This is a genomic window from Enterococcus malodoratus ATCC 43197 (assembly GCF_000407185.1).
Classification (GTDB): Bacteria; Bacillota; Bacilli; order Lactobacillales; family Enterococcaceae; genus Enterococcus_A; species Enterococcus_A malodoratus.
Map to the genome: position 1 here is coordinate 734806 of NZ_KE136481.1, position 15042 is coordinate 749847.

At 38.9% G+C, this 15042-nt stretch carries 15 protein-coding genes; 1 reads left to right on the forward strand and 14 read right to left on the reverse strand.

Annotation, left to right across the window (positions count from 1 at the left end; genetic code table 11):
- Positions 1–24 precede the first annotated feature (24 nt).
- The 5 genes from I585_RS03685 to I585_RS03705 are packed head-to-tail and all read right to left on the reverse strand — an operon-like array spanning position 25 to position 4463.
- Positions 25–531 carry a PTS sugar transporter subunit IIB gene (locus I585_RS03685; protein WP_010739693.1) on the reverse strand — a complete coding sequence of 169 codons (507 nt, stop codon included), beginning with the start codon at positions 529–531 and terminating at the stop codon, positions 25–27.
- A gap of 22 nt (positions 532–553) precedes the next feature.
- Complete coding sequence (locus I585_RS03690; protein WP_010739694.1) at positions 554–1423, reverse strand: PTS system mannose/fructose/sorbose family transporter subunit IID; 870 nt, start codon at positions 1421–1423, stop codon at positions 554–556.
- Between the two features lie 26 nt (positions 1424–1449).
- On the reverse strand, positions 1450–2292 hold the full coding sequence (locus I585_RS03695; protein WP_010739695.1) for a PTS mannose/fructose/sorbose/N-acetylgalactosamine transporter subunit IIC: 843 nt from the start codon (positions 2290–2292) through the stop codon (positions 1450–1452).
- 37 nt (positions 2293–2329) lie between these two features.
- On the reverse strand, positions 2330–3433 hold the full coding sequence (locus I585_RS03700) for an iron-containing alcohol dehydrogenase family protein (RefSeq protein ID WP_010739696.1): 1104 nt from the start codon (positions 3431–3433) through the stop codon (positions 2330–2332).
- A 31-nt stretch (positions 3434–3464) separates the two neighbouring features.
- Complete coding sequence (locus I585_RS03705; protein ID WP_010739697.1) at positions 3465–4463, reverse strand: D-isomer specific 2-hydroxyacid dehydrogenase family protein; 999 nt, start codon at positions 4461–4463, stop codon at positions 3465–3467.
- Between the two features lie 303 nt (positions 4464–4766).
- On the opposite strand from I585_RS03705, the gene I585_RS03710 reads away from it, so the two are divergent.
- Entirely contained in the window at positions 4767–5615 is an 849-nt protein-coding gene (locus I585_RS03710; protein ID WP_010739698.1) for a MurR/RpiR family transcriptional regulator, read from the forward strand.
- A 100-nt stretch (positions 5616–5715) separates the two neighbouring features.
- Here I585_RS03710 and trhA read toward each other — a convergent pair whose 3' ends face one another.
- The 9 genes from trhA to I585_RS03755 all read right to left on the reverse strand — a co-directional run bounded on the left by trhA (position 5716) and on the right by I585_RS03755 (position 15038).
- Positions 5716–6378 carry a PAQR family membrane homeostasis protein TrhA gene (gene trhA, locus I585_RS03715; RefSeq protein ID WP_010739699.1) on the reverse strand — a complete coding sequence of 221 codons (663 nt, stop codon included), beginning with the start codon at positions 6376–6378 and terminating at the stop codon, positions 5716–5718.
- Positions 6379–6405: 27 nt separating this feature from the next.
- Complete coding sequence (locus I585_RS03720) at positions 6406–7023, reverse strand: putative ABC transporter permease (protein ID WP_010739700.1); 618 nt, start codon at positions 7021–7023, stop codon at positions 6406–6408.
- A 52-nt stretch (positions 7024–7075) separates the two neighbouring features.
- Positions 7076–8020, reverse strand: coding sequence for a DUF4097 family beta strand repeat-containing protein (locus I585_RS03725; RefSeq protein ID WP_010739701.1), 945 nt, complete (start codon positions 8018–8020; stop codon positions 7076–7078).
- Positions 8021–8092: 72 nt separating this feature from the next.
- Positions 8093–8758 carry a TetR/AcrR family transcriptional regulator gene (locus I585_RS03730; protein WP_010739702.1) on the reverse strand — a complete coding sequence of 222 codons (666 nt, stop codon included), beginning with the start codon at positions 8756–8758 and terminating at the stop codon, positions 8093–8095.
- Positions 8759–8890: 132 nt separating this feature from the next.
- Positions 8891–10273 (reverse strand): M24 family metallopeptidase, encoded by a 1383-nt coding sequence (locus tag I585_RS03735; RefSeq protein WP_010739703.1) that lies wholly within the window; start codon positions 10271–10273, stop codon positions 8891–8893.
- 227 nt (positions 10274–10500) lie between these two features.
- A complete protein-coding gene (locus I585_RS03740; RefSeq protein ID WP_010739704.1) occupies positions 10501–11262 on the reverse strand; it encodes a DeoR/GlpR family DNA-binding transcription regulator in 762 nt (253 codons plus the stop codon).
- 83 nt (positions 11263–11345) lie between these two features.
- Positions 11346–12380, reverse strand: a complete 1035-nt coding sequence (locus I585_RS03745; RefSeq protein ID WP_010739705.1) for a proline racemase family protein — start codon at positions 12378–12380, stop codon at positions 11346–11348.
- A 134-nt stretch (positions 12381–12514) separates the two neighbouring features.
- Positions 12515–13150: a YczE/YyaS/YitT family protein gene (locus I585_RS03750; protein ID WP_010739706.1), complete on the reverse strand. Its 636-nt coding sequence runs from the start codon at positions 13148–13150 to the stop codon at positions 12515–12517.
- Positions 13143–15038, reverse strand: coding sequence for a BglG family transcription antiterminator (locus I585_RS03755; RefSeq protein ID WP_010739707.1), 1896 nt, complete (start codon positions 15036–15038; stop codon positions 13143–13145). Before I585_RS03755 ends, I585_RS03750 begins: the two co-directional genes overlap by 8 nt.
- Between the last annotated feature and the right edge of the window lie 4 nt (positions 15039–15042).

Below are 15042 nucleotides of genomic sequence, written 5' to 3' on the forward strand. Positions count from 1 at the left end.
TCCTGTTCTTTTAGTTAATGAATCTTATAACCCAAATTGTTTTAAAACGTCTTTCAAACTGGATTTCGGTGCAGAAGGTGTTGCCTGGAAATAAATATCTTCGACGCCATAATTTTCATTCATATCTTTTAACTTTTCTGCATCTGCTTTGTTCAAATAAACCGATTTAGTAACTAACAAATCTTTTTCTGGATCTTTTTGAGCGATGCCGCCAATATTTAGTTCTTTCATCGGTACCCCGTGCTTCACTAAATCGTAGATGACACTCACTGTTTTCGTAATCAAAATACAGTTATATTCTTTAAAATTGAACTCATCCCAATAGAATTTAGCTTTATCAGGAGTGATCACGATCGTTTTCTGACCTGTCCGACTACCCGCATTCTTATATAAATCACGCATGAATTTGTCTTTTGCAACTACTTCATCCACTACGAAGATTGAGTTAACTCCGCTTTTTTGTGATAAGGTCATCATTACTTGTCCGTGGATCAAACGTTCATCCACACGCGCTAAATTAATTACGCCCATTTAAAACACTTCCTTTTCTAATTTATAAGATTCCAATTCCGGCTAAAACAATTAAGATCAATGTCAGCCAAAGCAACGCTTGAGTAACTTTTAGGCCTTTTTTGGTGTAGAACCAATAAACACCCATAACGACTACTAACGGTAAAATACCAGGTACGATCTGATCGAGTATTTCTTGAATAACGAATTTCCGACCCGAGATCGCAAATTTTAGTGTCGACTCGACTTTTACATAGTTGCCGGCCAATATTCCCATCATGAACAGACCCAATACGGAAAGTGCTTCAATCGCTGTTTGAACTCCAGTACTTTGCATCAATCCAGTAGCGTTTCGTCCCATTGTGAATGATTGTCTAGCGAAAAATACGCCCAGTGCCGCTTGGTAAATTGCGAAGCAAACAAATGGGAACAACGCGCCTAAAGCACTTCCTTGTTGTGCCCAGGGAACAGCGATCGCAATGAAAATATATTGAACAGTTCCAGAATCAATCGCATCCCCGATTCCGGCCAAGGCTCCCATTAAACCAGCCTTCGTGTTATACATCAAATCATCTTGCATCAAGATTTCTTTTTTCTCGTATTCTTCTTGTGCCCGTTGTTGTTCCATTGATGACATTAAACCAGTTATGACACCACCGCCCCAGCTCAACTGTGTATTGAAAAATAGTAATTGACGCTTGTAGGCTGCTTTTAAGGAATCGTCATCTTTATATAATTTCTTCAAAATCGGCATCATCGCATAAAGTAGTGATGGTGCTAAGTAGCGTTCAAATGAATGTGGGATCTCATTGGCGAAATGCCATCTCAGATACGCCTTGGTGACATCTTTGCTGGTAATTTCTTCAGGTGCTAAATTTTTATCTACTGTTTGATTGGTTGATACTTCAGTCATGTTTTTTCCCTCCTCGTGGTATTTCATTAAAATCCATCATCATAATCATCGTCATCATCAAAGGTTGCACCGGAACTCGATCCTGCCGATTCGGCAGCTGGAGCTGTTCCTTTGCCTTTTTGCGATTGAACGAAGATCAAAGCGATCAAGATGCCAAAGATCGCATAAGTAACCATTGTGATTTCAAGAGATTTCAAGACAACACTCATAAAATAAGCAAGGAAGAAAAAGACCATGTAATCTTTTCGACCAATAACATATACTGTAGTCGCAATACCGATAGCAGCTAACCCTCCGCCGACTACTTCAAGGATATGAATGACTACCGTTCCTTCTAAAGCGTTGATAACGTCCGCAATGATTGGTGCACCCAAGAAGAGAGCAATAAATACTAATGGAACAAATAGAACAAATGAAGCAATCGTTGGGTATAAAATAATCGAGCGTTTCATCGCCTTTGCGTTCAAGTCTTCAACCGCTTTATCTGTATACTTTCCTAAGAATGTATTAATGAAGAAACGGAATTGGTATAAGTAGCTTCCTAGCAATCCAACGGGCACAGCCACCGCGATCGCAGCTTCCGGTTTTAAATTCCCTAACAATGCTACTGGAACGGCAATTGCCGCAGCGATTGACGGTTCCGCCGGCATCGATCCGCCTGGCGAGAAAACACCCATATAAATCATTTGCAAAGCCGCAGTAACGATCATCGCCTGGGCAACATCCCCCATAATAATTCCGACAACCAAACCTGTCATAAGTGGTGAAAAACGTAGCGTTAGGGTTGCGCCCCCTCCTAGCCACCTTGACATTACCGCAGCGACCCATAAAGCAATTAACAGACTCTGCATTACACTTAAAGTATCCATAAGTTCCTCCTAATTCGTATTCCTATAATTAATTTTTCTAACGCTCATTAATATAATTCTCTAGTTCAAAAATTGATTCCTTCAATAAATCGACTGTAATTGGAATCGGCAGCAGATGAACCTTTTCTTTTGAATCAATAAATGCAACGATTTGATCAATGACGGCCTCATCTTCTGGCAAAATATTCATTCGTTTTAGCGAGGTTGGCAATTCTAGCTCTTGATAAAAAGGAATCAACGCGTCAATTTGTGTCCACTTTTTTTCAACCGCTAACTGATAAAAAATGCCATAAGCGACTTTCTCACCATGCAGGAAATTATGACTCTCAGGAATGAACTTGCTCATCCCGTCATGCATGGCATGAGCGATCGCGTTTCTAGCGTACTTATCACCTAAACCACCTACTAGGCCGGCGACTGCGAAAATAATTTCTGATAAATGAATAAATTCTTCCGTTGCTACGCCAGCTTTCATATCAGCGATTGCTTTAGCTGAATTGTTCAAAATGGCTGTTTTACAAAGTTCGGAAGTATATCCGGCCAATTGTAAGAAAGGCTCATTTTTTAAATGTTCTTGCTGCAAAATCGCATCTGATTCGTACCATTTTGCAATAGTATCTGCTAAGCCTGCGATAAAATAGTTAATGGGGGCATCAACAACGAGCTCAGGATCAGTGATGAAAAATGCCGCTTGCCGTAAGAAATGTTCACTTTTACCTTCTGATTCTCCACTTTCCTTATACATCACCGAAAGCGGCGTCCAAGGTGCACAATTGCTGGCCAATGTGGGAATTACTCCGAAATTCACGTTTAGTGTATGAGCAGCATAACCAACTAGATCTGTCAGTTTTCCGCCACCAACACCAATGATAAAATCAATCTGATTTTCTTTGACCGCTTCAGCAATTCGTTCTGCACCATAGTAGCTGCATTCGCCGGTGTATCGCAGATACTGAAAAGCGAACTCTTGATGATTTAGAAAATCCAGATAAGGTTTGGCCTTTTCAAATGAAACTTGACCATGAACGATTAAAACATTTTTCGCCGAAAACTCTTGCAATACCTCCGGCACGAACTCGATCGCACCAACGTGATACCGATAAAACTGCGGCCCCACTTTGACCTTCAAATCGGTTAACATTGATTTCCTCCTCTCAAGCTGAGATCATTCTTTAGCTGACACATTTGCTTTGTGGTTGAACCGAACGTTCTGGGACTTTTCCCGCAACAACATCTTCAACATCACGAAGACATTTCGCACCCATCTCCTGTAAGCATTCCATAGTGTACGCAGAAGTATGCGGGGTCATAACGACATTAGTGAAGGCTAGATAAGGATGGTTCTTCCGTCCTGGTTCTTCTTCCAGCACATCCGTTGCTATACCAGCGATTTTTCCAGATTTTAAAGCGTTGACGATGGCCTCTTCATCAAGTAATGCTCCGCGAGCACTATTAGATAGATAAACATTGTCTTTCATCTGCGCGATTTCTTCAGTAGAGATCATGTGGTAATTTTCTTCATTCAGGCTGGCGCAAAGGCAGATGATATCTGATTCTTTTAATAGCTGCGGCAAGTCGACTTTTTTTGCCCCGTAGCTTTCGATATGCAAAGCTGATTTATAAGGATCGTATGCTAAAACATTACAGCGAAAACCATTTCTCAGCGTTTCAACTACGCAGCTCCCAGTATTACCAACACCGACAACACCGACTGTTTTGTTAAACAATGTTCGACCAACAAAATTAGCACGATCTTCCCAACTATCATTCTTAACACTCAAATCCGCTTCTACTGTTTTCCTTAAGAGTGCTAATAAATTTGTGATATTATTTTCCGCCACAGCATCTCGCTCAACTAAAGCCGGAATGATTGAGACCAGTGTGTCATGCTTGCGTGCTGCTTCAAGATCAATATTGTTGTAACCAATGCCATGTCTCGTAATTAAGATAAGTTCATCCTTATAATCAAAAAATTCTGGAGTAAAAAATGGTGTGACACTTGCAATAATGATATTGTAGCCTGCTAATAACTCCGCTAATTCGCGTCCGCCGATTTCTCCATCAACTGTAAACGAACGAACCTCGCCGATTTTTTCAAGTCGCTCCAATTGGTCATGGAAAATTTTTCCGAAACTACTTGAATTTACAATCGCAATCTTGTATTTTTTCATCCCAAATGCTCCTTTTTGTCTTGCCTTATTGCCAATAATTATCGAATACCTTTTTGTTCAATCCATTAACTAGATTATTCACTCCTCAGATCATTCACTCCTTCTCACAAAAAAACAAACGTCCTGCAGCACGAGCACTATTATAGAAACCGATTTCTGATAGCGCATTCAATCTTATAACTTTATTATACAAAAAAATATTTTTTTGTAAATAGAAAAAAGAAAAAAATATTTTTGTTGATTTTTTTTTGATTACCTAGTATCTTATGAATTATAAGATTATTGGATAAAGGAGGATTGCAGATGTCTAGCCCAATTCACTTACAAATCAAATCACTGTACAAAGATTTTAGCCCGAAAGAACAGGCTATTGCCGATTACATATTAGAGAACCCTAGTAAAGTAAGTCATGGTTCCATTAGTGATCTTGCTTCCGAGCTGGGGATCGCTGACTCAACGTTCTTTCAATTTACGAAAACGTTGGGTTTTAATGGATTTAAAGATTTTAAGATGGCTTTATTGAAGCAAGAAAATGACTTAACTGCTATTACAGTTCATGAAAATGTGCAAAAAAACGATTCCGAGTTAGTCATGGCTCAGAAAGTTTTCGATTCGAATATGACGACATTGACGGACACTCGTAAATTATTGAAAGAGGAAGATTTGAAAAAGGCCGTAACAATGATCTCAGAATCCAGACGCCTTTATTTCTTCGGCGTGGGTGGTTCAGAAATTGTTGCGACCGATGCTTACCATAAATTTTTACGTTCTCCGATTCCTGTTGGTCATAGCACGGACTACCATATACAATTAATGGAAGCTTCTCTGCTGACAGAAGAGGATTGCGCGCTGTTTATTTCTCATTCAGGGAAATCCAAAGAGACTATTCATATCGCCGAAGCTGTCAAAAAAGCAGGAACAAAAGTAATCGTGGTAACCAGCCAAGCCAACTCTCCTCTAGCAAAATTAGGAGATGTAGTTTTCATCTCCATTTCTGAAGAAATTGAGTTTCGCTCCGAAGCCTTGGCATCACGAATCGCTCAATTAAGTATTATTGATTCGCTTTATGTCATCTTGATGTTCCGAAACCGGAACAATGCACAAGATACTATTTCAAAAGTTCGAAAAGTAATATTGAAACAAAAAGAATAACTAAATCTGATTTAAAAACAAAAGCTCCTCTTTGATTCGTATGGAAATATCCAGACAAATCAAAGAGGAGCTTTTTTTCTGTTGAGTTGGCAGCCACCACTTATAAAATATATTGAAAAATCAGATAGTAATGGCAGGCAGCACCCGCTAATACGAAAAGGTGGAATAGTTCATGATTGCCAAATGCAGGCAAATGAAATTGACATTTTGGAGAAGCATAAATGAACGCTCCGACCGAATATAAGATCCCACTGGAAAATAACCAAACAATTGCCGTAAACGGCAAGCTTTGAGAAAGTGGTTTGATCAATAAAACAATTCCCCAACCCATGAGTAAATAGACAACTGCACTAAACCATTTCGAATCTTTAAACCAAAAGATTTTTCCAATGACTCCTACTACCGCTAATGACCAAACCATAATCAGACAGACCCAGCCTAGCAGTCCTTTTAATACCAGCAAGCAAATTGGCGTGTAACTTCCGGCGATTAAGCAAAAAACCATTGAATGATCGATCTTCCTCAGAACCCTATGAACCTTTGGTGAGATATAAAAAATATGGAAAATCGTTGATGCCGAAAACAATAAAATCAAACTTGCTCCATAAATACAAAATGAAACTAACTTGATTGGGGCTGCATCCTGTTTGACTGATACTAAAATTAAGAGAACTGTTCCGCCAATTGAAAGCAGAGTTCCCCAAAAATGCAATAACCCACTAGTGACACTTTCTGCACTGCAATAGAACTGCTTTTTCTCCATCATATCCCCTCCATTTTTTTCTACTCGCTAATTACTTTGTTCCAAACTGGGATAAACTTTTTCCAGCACTTTGTCTGGAAAAAGTTTATCCATCCTTCGCTCAAATTGATTTTCAGCAGACGCACCTGATTGTCGCTCATTCCAACGCTGCAAAGCCAAACCGGAAAATGTAAGATTGAGTGTGAAGACTAAAAAAACAATTCGCGTCATATTTTTCATTCGGCCTACCCCGCTTTTTTCGATTAAATCGGATAAAAAGGGCAGGATAATTTTTATGAACAGTACACACAAAATTCCCCAAAAGCATAAATAGACAAGGCTTATACGACCGAGTAGATTGAACGGATGATGGCTGTAATCCCAAAGTTTGATTCCTAATAAAACTTCTTTGATCAGACTTCCTAAAAATTCGGTCACTCCTCCAATGAGTGCACCCAGTATAAATAATTTTATCGTTGAATGAACCCGGCGAAGTACCAGTGTGAAGACGCAGGCACCCATTCCATAAATAGGCAGAAAGGGACCGATGATTACTCCTCGATGCCAAACAAAATTACCCGTTAGAAGAAAGCGATAGCCATTTTCGATCAAAAAACCAATCATCGAACTTAAAATAAAAATCCAAAATAGTTTCGCAGCCTTCATTTCATCCCTCCTCAATAATTGAAGCATTCATTTAATTAATACTGTAAAAAAATTAGTTTACAGTGATATCGCCATTTCTTGTTTCTACTTCTACCTTCGCTCCGTGAGAGTCTTTTCTTTCAGATAATTCCTGTCGTTGATTATCAATCTTCCCCTCTTTTGTCTTCACAAATAGATCCATCGTTTCAGTGTTTGGCAGCTTGAGTGTGATGTCTCCATTTTTTGAAAAGACAGATAGATGATTCGTAATCTCTTTAAACGTTGCTCTGATCTCTCCATCACCATTAGCTATTAATTTGCCACTGCCTGAAAAATTCTCTAACATCAGATTTCCGCTTTTGGTTTCATAGTCTAAGCTGCCCTTTGTTTCATTGATCTGAGCTTTGGCACTAGTTGTTTGTAATTCGATCTCTTTCGCTTTAAGCAGTTCGAACTCTAGCGGACCGCTAGTACTTTGAATGTGCAGGTTTTTCTTAGTAATTAGACGATTCCCTTTTATTTTTCCGCTAGTGGTGCCTAACAAAATTCCTTCACTTTTTAAATCTCCGGTCTCAATGACACCGCTAGTTGTATCCAGCGAGATCCCATCCAATGTTTGATCACTAAGTTCTGTTGTAATTTTTCCGCTGGTTGAATGTACATTAAGTTTGCCTTGATAGTCTTTAGGAATTGTTAGAATTATTTTACTTTTGAAGGTTGTCCCTAACGGTCGTTTTCCCTCCTTCATTGAAATAGTGTGATTCTTTTGATCAATCGTTGAATAGTATTTCTGCTTATCTTTGCTTAAATACTCCTTGAGAATAATCGCCTTGCCGCTAGAATTTTCTATGCGCAGATCATCGGCATCATAATCCAAAGAGATATTGGTTATTGCTTTTGCTGAAATGGTTTGCGTATTGACCAGCTTTGCTTCTTTCTCCGATCCGCAGGCGGTTAAACTGAACGCCACGATGAATAGTCCCAAGAGTAAGGATAAATTCTGTTTACAATTCTTCATTTTTATCTTCCTTTCTAATAATTGAACGGTTCATTTAATAGCTGTTCCTAATAAAAACAGAGCAAGGCTCTGCTATTTTTGATACGCGTGTAACAATAAATCCAGACAGGTTTTTTTAGCCATTTCATTTGAGATCGTTTTATCCGTTTCATAAGCATCATATCTCAAATGCATTCCCCACCAAGCCAAGCTCTCCACTACTGCGCGTGTTGTGTAGGGAATACTTTCTACTTTTCTAAATTCATCTTTCTCCATAAACAACTGAATATATTGTTGGACCTGATTAAAGAAACGTTTGCGATAGTCCCGATAATACTCACTTAGTTTTTTTAGATCATCTTCGTTATGCTCAATAATCAAGCAGCTGATCGCGTAATTAGAGATACTGTCAAACGCGTCAGAAAACATTTGCGCCAGCGAATAATCAGAGTCTTTATTTTTTAAATGATTATCGAACTGTGCTTGGTTCTTTTCAAAGGTCTTCATAATTTCTGCATCCAAATCATCAAATAGGTGTGAATCAATCGGATAATGATGCTCTCTATTGAAAAATTCAGGATCAATCGTTCCCTTTAAAATGAAACTGAGAATATCTTTTTTACTGGTAAAATATTGATAGAGCATCCCTGTTGATAGACCAATCTCCTTAGCAATATCTCTCATCTGGGTCCGCGCAAAGCCCTTATTAATAAATAATTGACCGGCTGCATCATAAATCAGTTCTAAACGATTCTCCAAAATTATCGCCTCCAATTATTAATTGAACCGTTCGTTCAATTTTAGTATACAGCCCTTTTACTCATTCGTCAAAACAGTCTTTTGATTATTTATAAAAAATAAGCCGATGATTAGAATCATCGGCTTTTACTATTAAGCTTTGCAGAAGGCTAACTCATGATTCAATACGTATGGACGGTAATAAGCGACTGTATCATTCAGAGGAAGAACTTCTTCAGCAAGATTGATACCTAAAACTTCTTTCAAGTAGGCTCTTCTTCGTACAATTCGATTCCATACCTCAGGATATTCTTGTTCAATCGCATCGCGAAGCTTCTTATCCGCAATAGCGACTCCATCTTCGCAACTTACACCGCCATATCCTTCTACTTTAGGAATAATGTCGATTTGGAATAATTGACCGCTCTTGATTTTATTCTGTGAATTTTCCATAAAAGGAGAGGACATCCATTCCTCATCTGCCACAAAATGGCCCGGATTCAGTTCCCAATGATACTCTGCTTTTGGTAAAACCTTTTCGATTTCATCATATACTTTCCCAGCTTCAAGCCCAATTTGGATTGTTTCCAACCAAGTACAAAAGGCTCTAAAATATGGTTTTGCAATTTTCTCTTCGTAATCTTTGGCTTTTTCCGGCAAATCTTCTTTCGAATTGGCCACATAAGCCGCTCGACTAGATAGTCCGCCTTTATATCCAACTGATGTAGAGAATGTATCGCCTAATTCAACTGGCTTGTTTCTCGGATAAAGGGTCGCATTTGTAAATCTTGTTCCCGTTGCACAAATAGTCGTGATTGAATTTGGCTGTCCAAATTGTGCTAAATTTCCGGCCAGCTCTAATTCTGTCTTGCCAATTTCAACGCTGTTGATAGTAGTTAAAACTCCGATTGCTGCTAAGGTCGCTCCATATTCATAATGAGCGATTTCATTAGCATTATTGATGGTTCGAATACCCTTTTCCGGTCCAATTAAAAGATAGGCCCCATTAGTCAGCCGATCAGAATTTTTCACTGCTTGTTTTAATCCATCAACAATAAAGTAAGGAAGATCAAATAATTTTTGATTTTTTTCAATCGTCGAGGTGAAATTTTTCCATCCAATCACGGCAACTTTATGATCCTCATGAATTTCTGCTTTGATCAAATAATCTGTAAAATGTGCGTCGTCCTCCATTGGCTGATTCGGTAAAGAAAAGAATGGTACGTGGATCAATTCTGCTTCCAATCGTGCATATTGAACCATTTTAGTATTTTCATTTCCTAACAGCAAAAAGGACTTCCCATTTTGATGGACAACCAGCAAAGCCTCTTCAAACCGTGGAATGAAGCCAGTAAAATATTCAAAATTCGATCCATGCTCTCTATCCGCATAGATGACCGCCACATCGAGTTCATTTTTTTTCATCTCGGTTAAAAGTGCTTCTTTTCTACTAGCCATTGTTTCAGCGGATAGATCGATTGGTTTAACCTCTTGTGTTAACTCAGGCTGCTTGATCAGTTTAGTGTTAATTTGCATGCAATTCTCTCCTTTAAAAGTATTCTTTCATCTCTAGTATTTACAACACTAATTGCTTTCTTACCACATAGTAACATATTTCAACTAATTTAGTAACTCGTTTTAACATTTGACTTTAAAATTTTTTGGACATTCAAATTTTACACAAAAAAAGACATTACCCAATACTAGATAATGTCTAAAAATCAGTCGTTATTCGGGAAATACATACTAAACTATTTTAGTAGTTAAACAACCAAGATATTTCCAACCGATTCTTTATCGTTTGATAGAAAATCAAAAATTTCTAAATAATCAGTGACTACCGTATCGAAGCTATTGATAGAGCCAATCCCGTACAAATAATCCTGATCAATTTTGCTTCGATCAAAGACCAAAATTTTATGTTTGGATCTTTGCATCACCGCCCGCTTTGTCAATGCGTCTTCTTCGTTATGCAAACTAACTCTTCCCTCGGAATTCACCGCTTCGGCTCCGATAATACAATAATCAAAGGACAAATGATCAATATAGCTTTGTGTTTCCATTCCAAGAAAACCGCTGGATAACTCTCTATACTTCCCGGGAATTGCGTGCAAACTCAAATCATCCACTTTTGAAAGATGATTCATGACTAGTAACGAGTTCGTATAATAATTGCATTCTGTTTTCTTGGTGAGTTCTAACGCAACATGCAGCACGGTCGTGCCTGTTTCTAAAAAGACTGAACTGCCATTATTAATTTGCTCCGCAGCCATTTGACCAATTCGTTTTTTTTCATTTACAAATAAATCTGTTTTTACTGATATCGGATATTCCAAAATATTAGAATCCTTATACATCGCTCCGCCATGGAAAAGTTGAACCACGCCGCGGGCCTCTAATTCCTTGAGGTCCCTGCCCACAGTCATTTTGGAGATGCCAAACTCATCGGCGATTTCTACGCTGGTGATACTGCCCTTTATCTTCACTTTTTCAGCGATTAATTCTTGCCGTTGCTTTTGATTCACAGCGCGTTCCCCCTCAAACTCTTTAAACTAAATCTCATTTTAACATGGTCAGCAACTTATGCAATAATTTCTAGGCAATGAGTCTAATTCAGCTGAAAGCCATATTTCAAACGATCATCTGGATCGATTAGGTAAGTTGCTAACCCGGTAATATTTGAACTGCCGGTAATTTGTGGGATCACGGCTGTATACTCATCCACTTGTTTTTCTGCTAAAAGAATTCCCTCAAAACGAGAGCCGATGATACTTTCGTTAATGAACATCTCTTTCAATTCAAGTTTTCCTTTCGCATACAGCATCGCCAGTAAGGCGCTCGTGCCTGACCCTGATGGAGATCGATCGGCTTGATGATTGCCAAAAATAACAACGTTTTTATAATCTGTTTCCTCTGATTCGATTCGCTCATAAAAATTGCATGTACCAACTTCATTAATTGCCAGTTGAGGATGATTAACACTAATTTCTGCATTAATCGCGGTCAATAATTTTATCCCCAGCTCAACAAGCTCGGTTAAGTTGTCTTTTGCAACATTAATCCCCAGCTGTTCGACATTGATCAGGGCGACAAAATTACCGGCAAAGGCAATATCATACTTTATTTTTCCGCCCTCAATCTGAATTTCTAGATTTTCTTGATATAGAAAAGATGGAACATTTGTAATGCTGACCGCCTTCGCTTTGCCTTGCTCAACTTTGACCTTTGCCCGGATCAAACCAGCTGGTGCATCGATCGTTACATTCGTATACGGTTCCGTGGCCTTAACAATCCCAGTCTCTACCGCTGCCGTTGCCGAACCCATTGACCCGTGTCCGCACATTGGCAGATAGCCTGTGCCGTCCATAAAAATCGCGCCAAAATCGGCTGCAGGATTCACCGGTTCGGTCCAAAGAGAGCCAAACATATCCTTGTGACCTCTAGGTTCATCCATCAAAGCTCGGCGATAATGGTCATAATTATCCGAGACATAGTGCTTTTTCTCCAGCATCGTTTTACCAACAGGTTCAGGAAACCCATCGTATACAATCCGTGTAAACTCTCCTTGTGTATGGGCATCAATCACTTTAAAGCTTGCTTCAAAATGCTCCGGATTAATCGTTACCTGTTTATTTCGGCTCATCTTTCTTCCTCCCCGCTTCCTTCTGATTTCTCTTAATTATAAGACAACCGCTTTCATTTAGCGATTATGCTTTTCAAAAATCTGTACCCTAAAAAGAACGCACTTCTACGCGCGTTCTTGAGTGTAATTGTTTCTTAGTCTGATAATTGTTCTTTCTTACTTCGCTGTTGGAAATCAATAGGCTGCATTTTTTGAATGATTGAAAAAATGAATTGAATCATTGGTCCCAATAAGAAAATCGCGAAAAGAGTGCCGATCCCTAGTGAACTTCCTAATAAAAAGCCGCAAGCAACGATTAGAAAATCCAATAGTATCCGGCCTTTCTGTAAAGAGACGTCTAATTTATCACAGACACAAAACATCATACCTTCTAACGGACCTGACCCTAATCCTCCTGATAAATAAAGAGCTGTTCCTAATGCCATGACCATAAATCCGGCCAGCGACGCAAATACATTTTCTTGTAAAAAGCTCACTGTTTGAAGCCAAGATGCTGTTCGACTGATCGTCTCACCTACCAAAAGGGTATTGATAATACTGCCGATTCCTAACATACTGCGTTTGTATAAAAAAGTAATCAGCAAAAAGAAGAGACTGATCAATTGGCTCCAGCGTCCGAAGGGAATTGGCGAAAAGTTCATTAGCCCCAAAATCAAAGTGCTGACTGAGTCAAATCCCTGATTCGCCAGCACGATTATTTCGATCCCGATGCCCATTATAATAGTTCCGATGATCACCACCAGCAACCGGACTATCTTGTTTTTATTCATCACCATCCACCATCGCCTTTAATCGCAAGATAAACTCCTCATAATCCTCACTCATGCTTAACTGCTTTGTATTAACGGGCTCAGAAACTATCTCGATAAATTTTTCAAAAAAATCGTTGAAATCATTTGCTTCATCCTTGTTGATCGCAATATAAGCAATCAGTTTAATTGGATGACTGGCCCAAATCAGCGGTTCCTGCAAGGTCATGATGGCCACTCCGCTTTTTATCGCCTCTAATTCAACCGAATGCGGCACCGCGATACCGGATGGAAAACTCGTTGGTGACATGTGTTCACGTTTTTCTACTCTTTCGGAAAAATGATCATCAACAAAACCGGATTGGATCATTCGCTGATTAATCTGCTTGCGAATCTCTTCAGGTGTTAAACCCGCAGGATCAACCTGATTAAAGTATAGTTCCGGCAGAATAAATTTTTCAATTGCTTGATACATTCGCCGCTTTTCACGCTGCGCCTTCAGAGAGTCAATCCGTTTCTCGATTTTCTTGACATCTTTGCTGGTCAAAAAGGGATGGATGAAGACCGAGCCAGCACACTCAGAGGCCGTAGCTCGATCCGTTGTCAAAAGCAAATCACAATCACTATTCATTACTTTCCATTTTTCGGTGACTAAAACAGTGACATTTTCCCCAAAACGCTCTTCAATTTGTTTGCTGAGGTTTCTGCCAATATCATGGTAATCATTTACGATTAACTGGATCGTTACTTGATTTCGATAATGCTTCTGCGTTTCAAGAAAAGAACCGATATGTAAAGCTATGAAGGAAATCTCATCATCGTTGAACCAGATAGCTAAACGATCCTGAATCAAGGAAGAAATATATACCGCTAAATCATAAATTAATGGATAAGCGGTTTTTAAATCTAACAGGCTGCTGTTACGAGTAAAGGTTTCATAATGCGATCGGTAATAAAGACTTTGCAAATGAATCGCTAACTTATTAAAAAAATCCTCATCATGCAATTCCACTAAATAGGTCCGCTCTACTTCGGCCAAGACATCCTGTAAAGCGGTGATGATTTTTTGATCAACAAAAGTGGAAAGCTGCTGGTTATTCTGCTTTGTTAGTGTTTCATTCTGCATTCCAATAAATAATAAAGATAATTGCTCTAGCTCTGCCTGAGAAAAATGAATGTCGTATTGCTGAGCCAACTTATCGCTGATTTCTTCAGCAATCAAAAATTCAGAAGTACTCTGTGCCTGACTATTCATCTGAGCTTTCATTAAACTGTGTCCTTGGCGAATGCGTTCAATACTGATAGCAAAATGCAAGACGATATTGTTTAACGAATACTGATTGATCTGGATGCTATGCTCTGACAACACATCTCGAATCGTCTGCTGCAATTTTTCCAGCGAGATATAACCGATCATCTGCTGAATACTGACTTTTAATTTTTCTTGCAGATCACTTTCATTGTATAGCAATGAAATTAAGTACCGTCGTTTTGCCCGTTCAGGACCTGTGAGCTTAATATAATCCTGCTCAAAAATAATTTGGATCGCATCGTTGGTAATTTCCTTTTTTAATTGTTGAATATCGTTTTTCAAGGTTGATTCGGATATGTAGAGTTTTTCTGCCAACTCATAAAAATCGACGCCCTCAGAAGAATGCTTCAATAATTCTAAAAAAATACGAGATTTTCGATCCTCCGTACCAGTCGTACTCACCTTCACTTCCGCGTTTAATTGATAGCCTAAATGACTGGTCAAAATCAGTTCTGGATTATTCTGATTGATCTTAGCGACACGATTACGAATCGTTCTTGTTGTACAGCTGCTAAAATCCGCCAATTCATCGGAGGTAACCCAGCGTTTTTTTATATTTAGGTAATCGATCAGCTCTTTTTCTTTTTTAGTCAGCATATTT